Origin of the sequence: Rhodococcus sp. CH91, assembly GCF_022554085.1 — a bacterium.
Lineage (GTDB): Bacteria > Actinomycetota > Actinomycetes > Mycobacteriales > Mycobacteriaceae > Rhodococcus.
On record NZ_JAKFYR010000007.1, the window covers coordinates 80,435 to 97,442 of the forward strand.

14 protein-coding genes are annotated in these 17,008 nt (G+C 67.5%); 9 read left to right on the forward strand and 5 right to left on the reverse strand.

Annotated elements, in window-relative coordinates; genetic code table 11:
- Positions 1 to 48: 48 nt before the first annotated feature.
- On the forward strand, positions 49 to 945 hold the full coding sequence (gene rarD, locus MOM01_RS14850; RefSeq protein ID WP_308196998.1) for an EamA family transporter RarD: 897 nt from the start codon (positions 49 to 51) through the stop codon (positions 943 to 945).
- Positions 946 to 983: 38 nt separating this feature from the next.
- Complete coding sequence (gene dnaE / locus MOM01_RS14855; protein WP_241386189.1) at positions 984 to 4,520, forward strand: DNA polymerase III subunit alpha; 3,537 nt, start codon at positions 984 to 986, stop codon at positions 4,518 to 4,520.
- A gap of 48 nt (positions 4,521 to 4,568) precedes the next feature.
- Here the strand turns inward: dnaE and MOM01_RS14860 are convergent, their stop codons facing one another.
- Positions 4,569 to 4,793 (reverse strand): hypothetical protein, encoded by a 225-nt coding sequence (locus tag MOM01_RS14860; RefSeq protein ID WP_241386190.1) that lies wholly within the window; start codon positions 4,791 to 4,793, stop codon positions 4,569 to 4,571.
- A gap of 115 nt (positions 4,794 to 4,908) precedes the next feature.
- On the opposite strand from MOM01_RS14860, the gene MOM01_RS14865 reads away from it, so the two are divergent.
- The 3 genes from MOM01_RS14865 (at position 4,909) to ilvA (ending at position 8,551) form a co-directional block, all read left to right on the forward strand.
- A complete protein-coding gene (locus tag MOM01_RS14865) occupies positions 4,909 to 5,343 on the forward strand; it encodes a nitroreductase family deazaflavin-dependent oxidoreductase (protein ID WP_241386191.1) in 435 nt (144 codons plus the stop codon).
- Between the two features lie 4 nt (positions 5,344 to 5,347).
- Positions 5,348 to 7,114, forward strand: coding sequence for a pyruvate dehydrogenase (locus MOM01_RS14870; protein WP_241386192.1), 1,767 nt, complete (start codon positions 5,348 to 5,350; stop codon positions 7,112 to 7,114).
- Between the two features lie 81 nt (positions 7,115 to 7,195).
- Complete coding sequence (gene ilvA / locus MOM01_RS14875) at positions 7,196 to 8,551, forward strand: threonine ammonia-lyase IlvA (protein WP_241386193.1); 1,356 nt, start codon at positions 7,196 to 7,198, stop codon at positions 8,549 to 8,551.
- Here ilvA and treZ read toward each other — a convergent pair.
- Positions 8,548 to 10,296 carry a malto-oligosyltrehalose trehalohydrolase gene (gene treZ / locus MOM01_RS14880; RefSeq protein ID WP_241386194.1) on the reverse strand — a complete coding sequence of 583 codons (1,749 nt, stop codon included), beginning with the start codon at positions 10,294 to 10,296 and terminating at the stop codon, positions 8,548 to 8,550. The two genes, ilvA and treZ, sit on opposite strands and share 4 nt — an antisense overlap.
- Positions 10,297 to 10,406: 110 nt before the next feature.
- Here treZ and MOM01_RS14885 point away from each other — a divergent pair, with 110 nt between their 5' ends.
- The gene (locus MOM01_RS14885) at positions 10,407 to 11,093 is read left to right on the forward strand and encodes a TetR/AcrR family transcriptional regulator (protein WP_241386195.1); all 687 of its coding nucleotides are present in this window, start codon (positions 10,407 to 10,409) and stop codon (positions 11,091 to 11,093) included.
- 5 nt (positions 11,094 to 11,098) lie between these two features.
- Here the strand turns inward: MOM01_RS14885 and MOM01_RS14890 are convergent, their stop codons facing one another.
- Positions 11,099 to 11,512, reverse strand: coding sequence for a YchJ family protein (locus MOM01_RS14890; RefSeq protein ID WP_241386196.1), 414 nt, complete (start codon positions 11,510 to 11,512; stop codon positions 11,099 to 11,101).
- A gap of 157 nt (positions 11,513 to 11,669) precedes the next feature.
- Between MOM01_RS14890 and MOM01_RS14895 the strand changes: the two genes are divergently transcribed.
- The gene (locus tag MOM01_RS14895; protein WP_308196994.1) at positions 11,670 to 12,155 is read left to right on the forward strand and encodes a TIGR00725 family protein; all 486 of its coding nucleotides are present in this window, start codon (positions 11,670 to 11,672) and stop codon (positions 12,153 to 12,155) included.
- 75 nt (positions 12,156 to 12,230) lie between these two features.
- Here the strand turns inward: MOM01_RS14895 and MOM01_RS14900 are convergent, their stop codons facing one another.
- Entirely contained in the window at positions 12,231 to 13,502 is a 1,272-nt protein-coding gene (locus MOM01_RS14900; protein WP_241386198.1) for an amidohydrolase family protein, read from the reverse strand.
- A 366-nt stretch (positions 13,503 to 13,868) separates the two neighbouring features.
- On the opposite strand from MOM01_RS14900, the gene MOM01_RS14905 reads away from it, so the two are divergent.
- Positions 13,869 to 14,090 (forward strand): helix-turn-helix transcriptional regulator, encoded by a 222-nt coding sequence (locus MOM01_RS14905; protein WP_241386199.1) that lies wholly within the window; start codon positions 13,869 to 13,871, stop codon positions 14,088 to 14,090.
- Positions 14,087 to 14,599, forward strand: coding sequence for a DUF2029 domain-containing protein (locus tag MOM01_RS14910; protein WP_241386200.1), 513 nt, complete (start codon positions 14,087 to 14,089; stop codon positions 14,597 to 14,599). The genes MOM01_RS14905 and MOM01_RS14910 overlap by 4 nt, the downstream gene beginning before the upstream one ends.
- A 10-nt stretch (positions 14,600 to 14,609) precedes the next feature.
- Here the strand turns inward: MOM01_RS14910 and treY are convergent, their stop codons facing one another.
- Positions 14,610 to 16,982: a malto-oligosyltrehalose synthase gene (treY, locus tag MOM01_RS14915; RefSeq protein ID WP_308196995.1), complete on the reverse strand. Its 2,373-nt coding sequence runs from the start codon at positions 16,980 to 16,982 to the stop codon at positions 14,610 to 14,612.
- Positions 16,983 to 17,008: the final 26 nt, after the last annotated feature.

Consider the following 17,008-nt stretch of genomic DNA (forward strand, 5'->3'; position numbering starts at 1 on the left):
GAGAAAGCGGCGGCCGGGACGGCGGCGTCGTCGCCGAACCCGAATCTCGTGCGGACCGGTGTGCTGTGCGGACTCGGTGCCTACGGTCTGTGGGGAATGTTCCCGGCCTTCTTCGGGCTGCTCGCGCCGTCCGGCGCCGTGGAGATCCTCGCGCACCGCGTCCTCTGGACGCTCCTGCTCATGCTGATCGTGCTCGGTGTCATGGGGCGCCTGGGCACTCTGCGTGGACTGTCCGCCCGCACATGGGGGCTGGTCGCCGCGGCGTCCACGGCGATTGCCGTCAACTGGGGTGTCTACATCTACGGGGTGGTCTCGGGCCGGGTGGTGGAGACCGCGCTCGGCTATTTCGTCAACCCGCTCGTCAGTGTGGTGTTCGGGGTCCTGTTCTTCCGGGAACGGTTGCGGTCGGCGCAGATCGGCGCCTTGGTGCTGGCGGCGTGTGCGGTGGTGGTGATCACCGTGGACTACGGCAGGCCCCCGATCATCGCCCTCACGCTCGCCCTGTCGTTCGCCTCCTACGGGGTGATCAAGAAGATCGTTCCGCTCGACCCACGGACCTCCCTGGCCGGTGAGGGAGTGGTGGCCGCCCCCTTCGCTCTCGGTTACGTGATCTTCCTCGCGGTGACGGGCACCGGCACCTTCCTCGGATACGGAACGGATCACACCGTGCTGCTCGTGTCCGCGGGCGTCGTCACGGCGGTTCCGCTGCTGCTCTTCGGTGCCGCCGCCCAGCGGGTCCCGCTCGCGACCCTGGGAATGCTGCAGTACCTCACGCCGAGTCTGCAGATGGCATGGGGCGTCTGGGTGCTGGGGGAGGACATGCCCGCCTCGCGGTGGATCGGCTTCGCCCTGATCTGGACCGCTCTGGCCGTGTACAGCACGGATGCGCTCGTGCGTGCGCGCCGACAGCGTGCCGTGCTCACCGTGGAGGCTCGCGAGGCTTAGACTCGTCTCTGCCCACAGACATCCCGGGAGAGGCACGCGTGGCTGACTCGTTCGTTCATCTGCACACCCACACCGAGTACTCGATGCTCGACGGTGCCGCCAAGGTCGGGCCGTTGTTCAAGGAGGCGCAGCGGCTGGGGATGACGGCCGTCGGCATGACCGACCACGGGAACATGTACGGCGCCAGCGAGTTCTACAACGTCGCGAAGAAGTTCGGCATCAAACCGATCATCGGTATCGAGGCGTATGTGGCACCGGAGTCGCGGTTCTCCACCAAGCGTGTGCAGTGGGGTGATCCCAGCCAGAAGTCCGACGACGTCTCGGGTTCGGGTGCCTACACCCACATGACGATGGTCGCCGAGAACTCGACCGGCCTGCGCAACCTGTTCAAGCTGTCGTCGCTGGCGTCCATCGAGGGCCAGCTCGGCAAGTGGGCGCGTATGGACGAAGAGCTCATCGCGCAGCATCACGAAGGCATCATCGCCACCACCGGGTGCCCGTCGGGCGAGATCCAGACGCGGTTGCGCCTCGGCCACGACCGTGAGGCCCTCGAGGCCGCTGCGAAGTGGCAGGAGATCTGGGGCAAGGACAATTTCTTCCTCGAGTTGATGGACCACGGTCTGTCCATCGAGCGCCGCGTCCGCGAAGGCCTGCTGGAGATCGGCCGCAAGCTCGACATTCCGCCGTTGGTGACCAACGACTGTCACTACGTCACCAAGGACGCCGCCGAGAACCACGAGGCGCTGCTGTGCATCCAGACCGGTAAGACTCTCTCCGATCCCACCCGGTTCAAGTTCGACGGCGACGGCTACTACCTCAAGTCCGCGCAGGAGATGCGCGAGCTGTGGGATCGCGAAGTGCCCGACGCCTGCGACAACACGCTGCTCATCGCCGAGCGTGTGCAGTCCTACGACGAGGTGTGGACCCACCGCGACCGGATGCCCGTCTTCCCGGTGCCGGAAGGGGAGACGCAGGCGAGCTGGCTCCACAAGGAGGTCATGCGCGGTCTCGACCGTCGCTTCCCGGCCGGCCCGCCGCGCGAGTACGTCGAGCGCGCCGAGTACGAGATCAAGGTCATCAATCAGATGGGCTTCCCCGCCTACTTCCTCGTCGTCGGCGACCTCATCAACCACGCCCGCGAGGTGGGTATCCGCGTCGGACCCGGCCGCGGCTCGGCCGCCGGTTCGCTCGTCGCCTACGCGATGGGTATCACCAACATCGATCCCATCCCGCACGGCCTGCTCTTCGAGCGGTTCCTCAACCCCGAACGCGTGTCGATGCCCGATATCGATATCGACTTCGACGATCGCCGCCGCGGTGAGATGGTGCGCTACGCCACCGAACGGTGGGGCAACGACAAGGTGGCCCAGGTCATCACGTTCGGCACCATCAAGACGAAGGCGGCGATCAAGGACTCCGCGCGAGTGCAGTTCGGCCAGCCCGGATTCGCGATCGCCGACCAGATCACGAAGGCTCTGCCTCCGCCCATCATGGCGAAGGACATCCCCGTCTCGGGCATCACCGATCCGAGCCACGAGCGGTACAAGGAGGCCGCAGAGGTTCGTCAGCTGATCGAGTCCAACCCCGACGTCAAGAAGATCTACGAGACCGCGCTCGGCCTCGAAGGGCTGATCCGTAACGCCGGCGTCCACGCCTGCGCGGTGATCATGTCGTCCGAACCGCTCATGGACGCGATCCCGCTGTGGAAGCGTGCCCAGGACGGCGCGATCATCACCGGCTGGGACTATCCCTCGTGCGAGGCCATCGGCCTGCTGAAGATGGACTTCCTCGGTCTGCGCAATCTCACCGTCATCGGCGACGCGATCGAGAACATCAAGGTCAACCGCGGGATCGATCTCGATCTCGACACCCTGCCGCTCGAGGATCCGCCGACCTACGAACTGCTCGCGCGCGGCGACACGCTCGGTGTGTTCCAGCTCGACGGCAGCGCGATGCGCGATCTGCTGCGCCGGATGCAGCCCACCGGCTTCGAGGACATCGTGGCCGTGCTGGCGCTGTACCGTCCCGGCCCGATGGGCATGAACGCGCACAACGACTACGCCGACCGGAAGAACGGGCGGCAAGAGGTCAAGCCCATCCATCCCGAACTCGAGGAACCGCTGAAGGAGATCCTCGCCGACACCTACGGTCTGATCGTCTACCAGGAGCAGATCATGCAGATCGCTCAGAAGGTGGCCGGTTACAGCCTCGGGCAGGCCGACCTGCTGCGTCGTGCCATGGGCAAGAAGAAGAAGGAGATCCTCGACGAGGCCTACGACGGTTTCGCGGAGGGCATGAAGAACAACGGCTTCTCGCAGGCCGCGATCACCGCCCTGTGGGACACCGTCCTGCCGTTCGCCGGCTACGCCTTCAACAAGTCGCACGCCGCCGGCTACGGTCTGGTGTCGTTCTGGACCGCCTACCTCAAGGCGAACTATCCGGCCGAGTACATGGCCGGTCTGCTCACCTCCGTCGGCGACGACAAGGACAAGGCTGCGGTCTACCTGTCCGACTGCCGCAAGATGGGCATCACGGTGCTGCCGCCGGACGTCAACGAATCGCACACCAACTTCATGTCGGTGGGCGAGGACATCCGCTTCGGCCTCGGCGCGGTCCGGAACGTGGGCACGAACGTCGTGGCCTCGATCATCAAGGGACGCGAGGAGAAGGGCCGGTACACCGACTTCTCCGACTATCTCAACAAGATCGATACGATCGCGTGCTCGAAGAAGGTCACCGAATCCCTCATCAAGTCGGGTGCCTTCGATTCGCTCGGTCATCCCCGCAAGGGTCTGATGCTCGTGCATGCCGATGCGATCGATGCCGTGATGAGCACGAAGAAGGCCGAGGCGATCGGCCAGTTCGACCTGTTCGGGGGTGCCGACGCCGACGAATCCGTCGCCTCGGTGTTCAATGTCCGTATCCCCGAGGAGGAATGGGATTCGAAGCACCTCCTCGCGCTCGAACGGGAGATGCTCGGGCTCTACGTTTCGGGGCACCCGCTCAACGGGGTCGAGCACGTCCTCGCGTCCCAGGCCGACACCCACATCCCGGCGATCCTCGAAGGCGGGATCAAGGACGGTACGCAGGTCACCGTCGGCGGGATCCTGGCGTCGGTGAACCGTCGCATCAACAAGAACGGCCTCGCCTGGGCGTCCGCGCAGCTCGAGGATCTCACCGGTGGCATCGAAGTGCTGTTCTTCCCGCAGTCCTACGCCGTCTACGGCATGGACGTCGTGGAGGACTCGGTGGTGCTGGTCAAGGCCCGGGTCTCCATTCGCGACGACCGGATCTCGTTGATCGCGAACGATCTCGTCGTCCCCGACCTCTCACAGATCGGCGTGGCGAAACCGGTGTCGGTATCGATGCCGACGCGGCTGTGCACACCGGACAAGGTGGGTGCACTCAAGAACGTGCTCACGCGCCATCCGGGCTCGTCGGACGTCCACGTCCGGCTCATCACGGGCAGCAAGGTCACGGTGCTCAGACTCGACGAAAGCCTGCGGGTGGAGCCGTCGTCGGCGCTGATGGGCGACCTGAAGGCGCTGCTCGGTCCGGGCTGCCTGGCGACCTGATCGAGCGGGTGGGGGAGCGGCCGGATCCGGTCGCCGGGGGCTCCGCCGCTATCCCCGGAGGTAGTAGGCCCGCCGCGCCCACCACACGAGGGTCGCGGCGGCCGCGGCGGTGAGCACCGCGGTCTGCGCGGTACCCGTGACGAGGAAGAGCACCAGGAGGGCGATGAGCCCGACCGCGACGGCCTCGAGCTTGTACAGCGGCCATGCGGTGCCGGCGATGTCGATGTGGTCTTCGCGCGCGACCTCGCGTGACGGCGAGTCGAGTGTCGTCATCGCTCCTCCTGCGGGTCCGGAAAGTCTTTCCTCAGGCTACGCGCAATCGAGAATTCGGGTCAACGAACTTTCGGGTGTACGTGTGTCGCATCACCGAACCGTGTTCACTGGACCCATGCCACTTACCGGAGAATACGAACCCAGCCCGTCGACGTGGGCGGCCGATCAGGTCGCGACCTACGAGTCCTCGGGCGGAACCGAAGGCACCACGCTCGGCGGCAGGCCTGTGGTGATCCTGACGACACGCGGCGCCAAGACGGGCAAGCTGCGGAAGACCCCGTTGATGAGGGTCGAACACGACGGCACCTACGCGGTCGTCGCCTCCCTCGGAGGCGCGCCGAAGAATCCGGTCTGGTATTACAACGTCGTCGCAGACCCGCACGTCGAGCTGCGCGACGGCACCGAGGTCTACGACATGGTCGCCCGCGAAGTACACGGCGACGAGAAGGCCCTGTGGTGGGAGCGCGCCGTCGAGGCGTATCCGGATTACGCCGACTACCAGACCAAGACCGAGCGCTCGATCCCGGTGTTCGTCCTCGAACGGAAATAGACCGATGGCCGGGCGCACCGTCGCGGACCAGCTCGTCGCTCAGCTCGTGGACGCCGGGGTCCGGCGGATCTACGGCATCGTGGGTGACAGTCTCAATCCGGTGGTCGACGCGGTGCGCCGGACCGGCGGCGCCGCCCGGGGTGGCATCGACTGGATCCACGTGCGCCACGAGGAGGCGGCCGCGTTCGCCGCTGCGGCCGACGCCCAGATCACCGGAGAGCCGGCGGTGTGCGCCGGCTCGTGCGGACCGGGAAACCTGCATCTGATCAACGGGCTCTACGACGCCCACCGGTCGGGCGCGCCCGTACTGGCCATCGCGTCGCACATCCCGTCGACGCAGATCGGAACGGGCTACTTCCAGGAGACCCACCCCGATCGGCTGTTCGTCGAATGCTCGACCTACACCGAACTGATCAGTGCGCCTGCCCAGGCGCCACGCGTCGTACACAGCGCGATGGCCCATGCCCTGGCCGGTCCGGGGGTCGCGGTGGTCATTCTGCCCGGCGACATCGCGGCCCTGCCCTCGGAGGGCACCGCCCCGCGGCTGGTCCGCACCGGGGCGCCCACGCTCGTCCCCGATCCTGCCGATGTCCACGCCCTCGCCGAGGCCGTCAACGAGGCCGACAAGATCGCGATCTTCGCAGGAGAGGGGGTCCGGGGTGCGCGGGAGGAGTTGCTCACGCTCGCCGATACGGTGGCGGCGCCCGTCGGGCACAGCCTGCGCGGCAAGGAATGGATCCAGTACGAGAACCCGTTCGACGTGGGAATGACGGGCTTGCTCGGATACGGTGCCGCGCACGACGGTATGCACGGCGCGGACCTGCTGCTCCTCATCGGCACGGACTTCCCGTACGACCAGTTCCTCCCGGACGTGCGCACCGCCCAGATCGACGTGGATGCCGCGCGGCTGGGCCGGCGCACCGAACTCGCCCTCGCTGTGCACGGAGACGCCGCCGCGACGTTGCGTGCCCTGCAACCGCTGATCCACCGCAAGACCGATCGCGGGTTTCTGGAACACACTCTCGAACGGCACCGGAATCTCATGCAGAAGGTCGTCGGGGCGTACACCACACCGGTCGGACAGCGGAAACCGATCCATCCCGAATTCGTGGCATCGATTCTCGACGATGTCGCTGCCGACGACGCAGTGTTCACATCCGACACCGGGATGTGCAATGTGTGGTCGGCCCGATACCTGAATCCGAACGGGCGGCGACGGTTCCTGACCTCGGCGTTGCACGGATCGATGGCCAACGCACTGCCGCATGCGATCGGCGCGCAGACGGCCGCACCCGACCGTCAGGTCGTGTCCGTCAGCGGCGACGGCGGACTGGCGATGCTCCTCGGGGAACTCGTCACCGTCGTCATGCACCGGCTGCCCATCAAGATCGTGCTCTTCGACAACTCGACGCTCGGCATGGTCAAACTCGAAATGCTGGTGGACGGTCTCGCAGATTTCGGTGTCGACGTACCGCCCGTGGACTACGCGCGAGTGGCCGAGGCGCTCGGCATCTTCTCGCGTCGCGTCGAGGACCCTGCGGACGTGGAGCACGCACTGCGGGATGCCTTCTCCCGGCCGGGTCCCGCACTGATCGACGTCGTCACCGATCCGCGGGCGCTGTCGCTACCACCGACGATCACGGGCGAACAGGTCAGGGGCTTCGCGCTGGCGATGTCGAAGGTCGTGATGAACGGGGGAGTGGGCGAGGCCGTGCAGATGGCGAAATCGAACCTTCGGAACGTGCCGAGACCGTCGCAGTTCGGCTCCTGAGACCGGGACTACCGTCACCGTCGACGGCGCGGTCCGGGGTCCGCGTTGTCGGTGCCGAGCGGGAAGTGGCAGCATTGACCGGTGACCTCCACCGCGCGAGCTGCCGAACCGACCCACGAGACCACCGTGCCCAGCGCGGCGGACATCGATGCGGCAGCCGAGCGAATTTCGGAGGCGGTCGCACCGACGCCGCTCGAGCTCAGCCCCCGCCTGTCCGCTCTCGTCGGCGCGAACGTCTACCTCAAGCGTGAGGATCTCACCCGGGTGCGCTCGTTCAAACTGCGCGGGGCGTACAACGCCATGGCGCAGCTCGACGCGGCAGAGCGCGCTGCGGGCGTGGTCACGGCCAGTGCCGGCAATCACGCTCAGGGCGTGGCCTACGCGTGCCGCGTCATGGGCATCCAGGGCCGCATCTACGTGCCCACCCGCACTCCGAAGCAGAAGCGCGACCGGATCCGTGTCCACGGCGGAGACAGTGTCGAGCTCATCGGGGTCGGCGACAGCTTCGATGCCGCCGCCGCGGCCGCCGCGGCGGATGCCGCGCGCACCGGTGCGACCTTGATCCCGCCCTTCGACGACGCCCGCACGGCGGCCGGGCAAGGCACGATCGCTCGCGAGATCCTCGAGCAACTCGACGGTGACCTCGACGTCCTCCTCGTTCCGGTCGGGGGCGGAGGTCTCATCGCAGGCCTCGCCGCGTACCTGCGCGAGCGGTCGCCGCGCACATCGATCGTCGGGGTGGAGCCGTCCGGTGCCGCGTCCATGACCGCCGCGCTGGTCGCCGGCGGACCGGTGACGCTGCCCGAGGTCGAGCCGTTCGTCGACGGTGCCGCGGTCAAGCGCATCGGCGACATCCCGTATGCGGTCGTCTCCGAACTCGGGGCCGAGGTCGTGTCCCATTCGAGCTTGCCCCTCGTGGCCACACTGCGCCGGGAAGGGCTGGGCCGCGCGCACTTCGGGATGACCCAGATCGACGAGGGTGCGCTGTGCACCACGATGCTCGAGCTGTACCAGAACGAAGGCATCATCGCCGAGCCTGCCGGTGCCCTGTCCGTGGCGGCGCTCGAGTCGGTGTCGGTGCAGCCGGGAGCGAACGTGGTGTGCCTGGTGTCGGGCGGCAACAACGACGTCTCGCGCTACGGCGAGATCATCGAGCGTTCACTCGTCCACCGCGGGCTCAAGCACTATTTCCTGGTGGACTTCCCTCAGGAGCCGGGCGCCTTGCGCCGGTTCCTCGACGAGGTTCTCGGGCCGGACGACGACATCACCCTGTTCGAATACGTCAAGCGCAACAACCGGGAAACCGGTGCCGCGCTGGTGGGCATCGAACTCGGCGCTGCGGAAGGTCTTTCGTCCCTGCTCAATCGCATGGACGCCTCACCGATCGACGCACAGCGACTCGAGCCCGGCTCTCCCGCCTACCGCTATCTGACCTAGTCCGGGCTGCCGACGAGGCTTTCCAGGACGACGAAGGAGTGGCCGGGGATCAACACCGCGGATTCGGTGCGGTTGACCACCGGTTCGTCCCACCACAGCACCGGTCTTCCGCCCACCGGCACGGTGACGGGATCGGGTCCGAGATTGCAGGCGACACGCAGGGTGCCGCGGTGCACGACGATCCATCTCTCCTCCTCGTCGTACGTCACGTGCACGTGTTCGAGCCACGGGTCGGTGAGCTCGGGGCGGGCCCGGCGCAGCGCGATCAGTGCGCGATAGCACTCCAGCAGGCGGATGTGCCCACGGGCCTCGCGTTCCTCCCAGTGCAGTTTCGACCCGAGGAAGGTCTCCGGAGCCTGAGGATCGGGCACATCACCCGCATTCCAGCCGTGCTCGGCGAATTCCCGTCGACGACCCTCGACGACGGCGGCGGCGAGTTCCGGCTCGGGATGCGAGGTGAAATAGCGGAAGGGGGTGCTCGCACCCCATTCCTCACCCATGAACAACATCGGGGTGTACGGGGAGGTGAGCACGAGCGCGGCCTTCACGGCCAGCTGACCGGCGTCGAGATAGGCGCCCGGCCGGTCGCCGAGTGCCCGGTTACCGACCTGATCGTGGGTGCAGGTGTATGCGACGAGCGCGCTCGCGGGTGTCCGACGGACGTCGAGCGGGCGCCCGTGGACACGGCCGCGGAAGCTCGAATAGGTACCGGCGTGGAAGAAGCCGTGTCCCAAGGTGTATGCGAGGCAGTCGAGCGACCCGAAGTCACCGTAGTAGCCCTGGCGTTCACCGGACACCGCCGCGTGGACCGCGTGGTGGACGTCGTCGGCCCACTGCGCCTGAAGCCCGTATCCGCCGGCGGCCCGGGGAGTGATCAGCCGCGGATCGTTCAGGTCCGATTCGGCGATCAGCGACAGGGGTCGGCCGAGATGTGCGGACAGGCGGAACGTCTCGACCGTCAGTTCCTCGAGGATGTGCGTCGCCGTGTGATCGACGAGTGCATGTACGGCGTCCAGCCGCAGTGCGTCGATGTGGAAGTCACGGAACCAGCGCAGCGCGTTGTCGATGACGTAGCGGCGCACCTCGCCGGACGCGGGCCCGTCGAGATTGATGTTGTCGCCCCAGATGCCCGGTGCTGCGGCGAGATACGGAGCGAACCGGCCCAGATAGTTCCCCGAGGGCCCGAGGTGGTTGTAGACCACGTCCAGTGCGACGCCGAGTCCGCGCGCATGGGCGGCGTCGACGAAGCGCTGCAGAGCGTCGGGCCCGCCGTAGGGCTCGTGGACGGCGTACCAGAGCACTCCGTCGTACCCCCAGCCGTGTTCGCCGTTGAAGGCGTTCAACGGCATGAGTTCGACGAAGTCGACTCCGAGGTCGACGAGTTCGTCGAGGCGTCCGATGGCGGAGTCGAGGGTGCCCTCGGGGGTGAAGGTACCGACATGCAGTTCGTAGAGGATGCTGCCGGCGAGCTGACGACCTGTCCAGTGGTCGTCGGTCCATTTCGTGTCGTCGAGTACGTGGAGGCAGGAGGGTTCGTGGACGCCGCCGGGCTGACGGGGCGACCGCGGGTCGGGGAGCACGGTGTCGGTGTCGTCGTCGAGCACGAATCCGTAGCGGGCACCGGGGGAGACATCGACGTGGGCGCGCCACCAGCCGTGGTCGTCGCGCTGCATGTCGTGGAGGGTGCCGCCGGCGAACAGCCGGACTGACGAGGGAATCGGAGCCCAGACCTCGAAGGTGTGCATCGGACCAGCATGCCCTCTCGACCGGTGCGACGCAGCGGATGCCGTGTCCGAGTCCCGTTCCCGGGCGAGGCAACTTTTGTTGCAGCGATGCTGCACTCGATACTGATGGGGTGAACCCGAAACCCGAACGCGACCGCCGACGGTACGATTCGCCGCTCAGGGCGGAGGCGGCACGCCGTACCCGCGCCACGATCCGCGATGCTGCCGCACGTCTGTTCGTTCGTGACGGCTATGTGAGCACGACCGTCAAGAACATCGCCGAGGAGGCCGGTGTCGCCGTGCGCACCGTGTTCACCGCGTACCCGGGAGGCAAGGCCGAGATATTCCGCGAGGCGCTCGACCACGCGGTCGCAGGGGACGGCGCCCGTGACAACGACGATTCCCACTCGGCCGGCGTTGCGGAGGCGGAACGGAAACGACGCGGTGACACCGTCTCCCACGTCGACCTGGTCGTCGAACAGCTGGTCGCCTACGGAACCACGATGCTCGAACGGGCGGGGGGCCTCCTGATGACCTCCGTCGAGTCCTCCGGCGCCGACCCCGACATGCGCCGCTTCGCCGCCGACGATGCGCGGGCCACGGCCGAGAACGCCCGCACTCTCGCCGAAGGACTCGAACATGCCGGCTGGCTGCGCGAGGACGTCACCGTCGAACACGCGGCCGACGTCCTGTTCACACTGAGTTCCCCGCAGGTGCACGCCCTGCTCCGGCGCGACTGCGGATGGGATGTCGAGCGGTACCGGCAGTGGTTGTCCGGAACGTTGCGTGCGACGTTGCTGCGGCGCACCGCTCGGTGAGAGGTTCAGTCGTCGGCGCGATCGTCGAGATAGAGCCAGTCGCCGTGCTCGCGTACGAACCTGCTGTGCTCACGCATGGATCCGGGGACGCCGGCTGCGATCCAGTGCGCGCGGAAGTCCACCGTGCCCGCGGAGTGGAGGAAGCCGCCACCGGTCGTATGCAGCACTTCGAGTCCGGTCCAGCGCTGATCGGGGTCGAAGTCGACCGAGCGGGGGCGCGTGGAGGGGTGCCAGGTGCGCAGCAGGTGCTTGTCGTCGCCCACGGCGAACGCCGTGTACCGCGAGCGCATCAGCCGCTCGGCGGTCGGGGCGCTCTGACCGGCCAGGAGCGGTCCGCAGCATTCGGACAGTGACGGCCCGCGGCCGCACGGGCACGGGGACTCCGGGTGGGCGTCGGCGCTGCGGTCGGCTCTGCTCATGGCCACAGTGTCCCCCTTCCGGTGCACTGCGACCGCACAGGGGTGAGGCCGGCGCGGTGGCCGGGAGCAGGCGCTCACTCGATTCCGGGGCCGGGGCCGGGGCCGGGGCCGAAAGATGTTCTCGGACCGCGCGCTGTGGAGCGCTCCATGATGCACAATGCCGAACATGAACGCGCAGCGTTACGTCGGGGTCGTGGGTCCGGGTGAAGCCACGCCCGAACAGCGACGCATCGCCCGCCAGGTCGGGGGTCTTCTCGCGGGGCGCCGGGCGGTGGTGGTCACCGGGGGCCTGGGTGGCGTCATGGCCGCCGCCTGCCGCGGCGCGGTCGAAGCCGGGGGTACCACGCTCGGTCTGCTGCCCGGGGACGACCGCGCCGAGGGCAACCCCTATCTGACCGTCGCTGTGCCCACCGGGCTCGGCGAGATGCGCAACGCGCTGCTCGTGCGCAGCAGTGATGCGCTGATCGCGGTGGGGGGAAGCTGGGGCACGATGAGCGAGATCGCGCTCGCGGTGCGTATCGGGGTGCCGGTCGTCGCCCTCGGTGGCTGGCGGATGCCGGCTGCGGGTGTGCTCGACGTGGAATCACCCGCCGAGGCGGTGGAGTGCCTGCATGCGCTGCTGTGGCGCAAGGACCCGGTGTGAGTCGGCCGTGACGACGATGCCCGCCGATCGGAATCGGCGGGCATCGTCGTCGGTGTCCCCGTGTGGGGCGGGCGGCTACGAGTTGGCGAGCTCGTAGCGGCGGCGGTACTCCTCCTTGGAGGTTTCGCTGATGTCCACGTCGGTCGCGCGGGCGCGGAGGGCTCCGACGGTGGCCTGTTCACGCGGGATGTGTGCGAAGGGATCCCAGCCGAAGAAGCGGGCGGCGTTGGCGAAGGTGATCTTGTCGATCTCCTCGTCGGTGCATCCGGCGGAATCGAGTTCGCTCTTGAGCATCTCGGGGGAGTGCGGCCAGGTGGAGTCCGAGTGCGGGTAGTCACACTCCCACGCGATGGTGTCGACGCCGAGGCGATGCCGGTTGTTCAGTCCGCTCGGTTCGGTGATGTAGCAGGCGAGGAAGTTCTTACGCCACACGTCCGTCGGGCTCATGCCCTCGGGGAGGAAACTCGTGCCGGTCCAGGACTGGTTGACGATGTGCCGGTCGAGGCGGTCCAGCCAGGGCGCGACCCAGCCGACGCCGCCTTCGCTCATCGCGACCTTCAGATCGGGGAACTTCCGGAACGCGCCGCTGAGCATCATGTCGGTCGCCGCGATCGTCGAGATGAGCGGCGTGAGGATCATCATGTCGTCGATGTTGAAACCCGCAGGCCGCTTGACCAGGTTGATGCCGCCGCCGATGTGCAGCGACAGCACGATGTCGTGGTCGACGCAGGCCTTGAAGATCGGATCCCAGTGGTCCGACTTGAAGTCGGGATAACCCTCACCGACGCCGTAGGGCGTTTCCGGGATGCTGATCGAGCGGCATCCCATCGCGGCGATGCGCTCGATCTCCTTCACCGACTCCTCGGCGTCGTAGAACGGGATGATGCCGATCGGTATGAACCGGCCCGGATGTGCGTCGGGCACCTCGCCGACGACCCAGTCGTTGAACGCCTTCAGTGCGACGAGGGACAGTTTCTTGTCGGGCAGGCTCGCGAGGTGGGTGCCGGCGAATCCGGGAAAGGTGGCGAACAGTGTCGCCGCGAGGGTGCCGTTGGCATCCATGTCGCGCACGCGCAGGTCCATGTCGTACACGGCGGGGCGCATCTCCGCGTAGCCGGTGGGATCCATGCCCCACTCGTGCTTGGGCCACGAGACGACGGCGTTGAGGCCGGAACTGCCGACGACGGTGCCCTGGAACTGCCAGGCCTGCACATTGGGGTTGCGTGGGTTGGCGGTGAGTTTGGGAGCCTGGTCCATCAGGCTCTTGGGGAAGTGCTTCTCGAAGATGTCCGCAGGTTCGACCACGTGGTCGTCGATGCTGATCATCACCATGTCTTCGGTGTTCATCCGATCCTCTCCCTGGACTGCGCAAAGGTACTGCCGGCGTCGGCGCTCACGATGAGAACTAGATTTCCGTATTCGAGAACATAAATCAAGGAAAGTGCTGAAACGGATCGAATCCGTGCCGCATCTGCGTGGTGCCCCCGCCCTGCTGCGGGAACGTGCAGAGCGGAAGTTCCCGAGCGTCCGCCAATTTCGCAGCCTTGTACGCACCGAACCTGTCGACGAGTGGTAGAAGGAAATTCTCTATTGGGAGAACAGTAATCTCATTCATGCACTCGACTGCTGCGGGATCGCAACTTCGTAGGTTCGCTCGAGGCGAAAAAGACAAGAATGCTTGACATAAGATGACAAGCAGAGTTTACTTTTTTCGTGCCGGGTACACCGAGGGACAACAGGGTTCGCGAGTTCCGCAAGAAGGCCGGGCTCACCCAGGCCGCGCTCGGGGAGGCGGTCGGCGTCAGTAGACAGAGCATCGTGTCCACCGAGAAGGGCGATTACGCCCCCAGTGTGTACCTTGCGCTGCGTCTCGCCCGCACACTCGGCACCACCGTCGAGGTCCTGTTCCCGCTCACCACGAAGGAGTTCTCATGACGATCTTCCTCAGAGCCGCGCGCATCATCGGCGACCTGGACGACGACTTCTACCGCGACGAGCGTCAGCGCGACGTGTGGAACGAAGCCTCCGCGGTGGGATTCCAGGTGTTCTCGTGGACCTCTCTGCTGGGAGCCGCGGTGCTTCCGTGGGTCGCCGGCCGGACGGGTGCATGGACGGCCCTCGGCATCCTCGTCGTCTGGTTCCTGGCGTCCGTGACGACCCTGCTCTATGCGCGGATGCGGGATGTCGACGTCTACGCCACCGCCACGCTGTGGAGGCCGCGCGGGCTTGCGGCCGCAGGGCTGTACCTCGTCGGGATCGCCGGCATCTTCGTCTCCCTGCGGTTCGGCGGCGAACCCTTCGACAACGATCCCGCGACCTGGGCCGGACGAATCACCGGTGCCACCCTCGTACTCCTCCTCGCCGCGGGCGCGGTCGCGTGGAACCGCCGCCGGACCCGCGTGCGCCGCGCCGAGGAGGACGCCCGCGACGCGCTCGAGCCGTGAGCAGGCGACGCTAGGCGGGGCCGCGGTCGCGCACGAGCGCGGCGACGGGTAGCCGTGCGAAGAGCTCGGCCGCCTCGGCCCGGCCCGAGAACGTCTCTCCCGACAGCAGGTCCGTCCAGCGGCCCTCGGGCAGCTCGAGGACGGTGGCGCCCCATCCGGTGCGCGAGAGCGAGACGGTGTGGCGCGATGCGCACGCGATGACATCGAGGGTGTCGGGGTTCGCGCCGCGGGCGAATGCCAGCAGGTGCCCGGCGGCCGGGCCGGACGCGAGCAACGGGGTGTAGGCCCTGCCGACGAAGCTGTCCGGCCGCGATCGACGCACCTGCAGGGCGGTGCGGACGATCCGGAATTTGGTAGGTGCCGAATCGGATTCGTCCAGCAGGCGTCGCCGGAGATCGAAATCGACCGGGCGCCGATTGTCGGGATCGACGAGGGAGTCGTCCCACAGTTCGGTGCCCTGGTAGACGTCGGGAACCCCCGGACCCAGCAGTTGCAGCAACTTCTGGCCCCACGAGACCGCTGCGACATGCGGTTCGAGTGCGGAGACGAAGTCGGTGAGATCGCGAGCGACGGGGCCCTCGCACACGGTGTCGAGCCATCGGGCCACGGCGTCCTCGAACTCTTCGTCCACCTCGGTCCACGTCGACCGAGTAGCGTTCTCCCGCAACGCTTTACGTGAGTACTCGTGGATCCGTCCGCGCAGTTCGGCGGTGACGACCCCGTCGAGCGGCCAGACTCCGAACAGTGTCTGCCACAGGAACAGGCCGATAGCCGGGTCGGGAGCGGGCGCGCGGTCGTTCCACGACTCGAGCCGGCGAGCCCAGTCCTCTGCGACCTGCGAGAGCACACCGATCCGGGCCCGGACGTCCTCGCTGCGTTTCGTGTCGTGTGTCGACAGGGTCGTCATCGTCCGCGGCCAGTGCCGTGCCCGTCCGCTCCACGCGAGGTGGAACTCGGCGGGGGTGAGGGACAACCGGCCGGGCTGCCCGCCCACCTCCTGCAGTGAGATCAGCCGGGCCGCTCGGTAGAACAGGCAGTCCTCGACCGCCTTGGCGGTCGCGGCTCCACAGATCTGCCCGAAGCGGCTCGCCACCTCACCGCTCAGCGTCATCGCCTGGGCGAAGGTCGCCAGGGCGGGTTCGAGCGAGGGATTCACCCGGGCGAGGTCGCCGACGATGCGGGGCACCAGAGTCCGCAACGGCGCGTAATCCGCACGGTAGACGGGCAGTCGCGCGGCCACGCCGATCACCGCCTCCCGCAGCGCGTCGTCGGAGCACTCCGTAGGACCGGTGACGCGGCGGACGGCCCGCAGCAGCCTGCGCACCTCCGGCGAGAGCCCGTTCTCGAGCACCGATCGCTTGAGATCGTGCTCGCGCGCATGCAGCCACGGCCCATCACCCTCCGAGCCGGTGAAGATCCGCGACAGCGCGTTCAGTTCCACTTCCCCGGACGGGTCGACGAACACCGCCGACAGCTCCCCGAGTGCGTCGTAACCCGTGGTGCCGTCCACCGGCAAGGTCGCGTCCAACGGCTCGGCGTCGCCCAGAATCTTCTCGATCACGAGCCATCGCTGCGGTCCGACGAGCTCGCGCAGACGCGCCAGATAGCCGGCCGGATCGGCGAGCCCGTCCGGATGGTCCACGCGGATCCCGTCGACCAGACCGTCGGCCACCCACGAGGCGACCTGCTCGTGCGTCGCGGCGAAGACGTCGGGATCCTCGACACGCACGGCGGCGAGGTCGTCGACGGTGAAGAATCGCCGGTATCCGATCAACCCGGAATCCCACGGCACGAGCCGATAGGCCTGCCGGCCGTGGACCTCCTCGCCGGTGCCCTCGTCCGTGCCGGGTGCGACGGGGAATCGCTTGTCGTAGTAGGCGAGCATCGGTTCGTCGCCGGAACGATCGACGGTCAGTGCGCGGATGTCGTCCTCCGACCCGAGGACCGGCAGTGCGATACGTCCGTCGGCCCCGTTGTCGGGCTCGAGATCGAGGTCGAAGAAGGAGGCGAACCGCGATCGCTGCCCGTGCTTCAGCACATCCCACCACCAGGCGTTCTGACACGGGTCGGCCACCCCCACATGATTGGGGACGATGTCGACGACCAGGCCGATGCCGCGCGCACGGGCCTCCCGCGACAATGTCTCCAGTCCGGCACGTCCCCCGAGCGCCTCGGAGACCGTGCCGGGATCGACCACGTCGTAACCGTGTGTGGATCCGACGGTGGCCGTCAGGACGGGGGAGAGATAGACGTGCGAGACGCCGAGAGCGTCGAGATAGTCGAGCAGGGCCACGGCGTCGGCGAAAGTGCACTCGTCGCCGCGCATCTGGAGTCGGTAGGTGGACAGCACCGCAGCAGGGTTCCCCCGGTCGCCGTGCGTCACACCTGATGTCTCCACCCTGCCCGCCG

What these genes read in the sequence shown, in the direction of transcription:
- MOM01_RS14900 (WP_241386198.1), bottom strand. Translation starts at nt 13,502, where the DNA reads ATGAACACCGAAGACATGGTGATGATCAGCATCGACGACCACGTGGTC.
- MOM01_RS14870 (WP_241386192.1), top strand. Translation starts at nt 5,348, where the DNA reads ATGGCCGGGCGCACCGTCGCGGACCAGCTCGTCGCTCAGCTCGTGGAC.
- MOM01_RS14910 (WP_241386200.1), top strand. Translation starts at nt 14,087, where the DNA reads ATGACGATCTTCCTCAGAGCCGCGCGCATCATCGGCGACCTGGACGAC.
- MOM01_RS14865 (WP_241386191.1), top strand. Translation starts at nt 4,909, where the DNA reads ATGCCACTTACCGGAGAATACGAACCCAGCCCGTCGACGTGGGCGGCC.
- treZ (WP_241386194.1), bottom strand. Translation starts at nt 10,296, where the DNA reads ATGCACACCTTCGAGGTCTGGGCTCCGATTCCCTCGTCAGTCCGGCTG.
- MOM01_RS14860 (WP_241386190.1), bottom strand. Translation starts at nt 4,793, where the DNA reads ATGACGACACTCGACTCGCCGTCACGCGAGGTCGCGCGCGAAGACCAC.
- MOM01_RS14895 (WP_308196994.1), top strand. Translation starts at nt 11,670, where the DNA reads ATGCCGAACATGAACGCGCAGCGTTACGTCGGGGTCGTGGGTCCGGGT.
- MOM01_RS14890 (WP_241386196.1), bottom strand. Translation starts at nt 11,512, where the DNA reads ATGAGCAGAGCCGACCGCAGCGCCGACGCCCACCCGGAGTCCCCGTGC.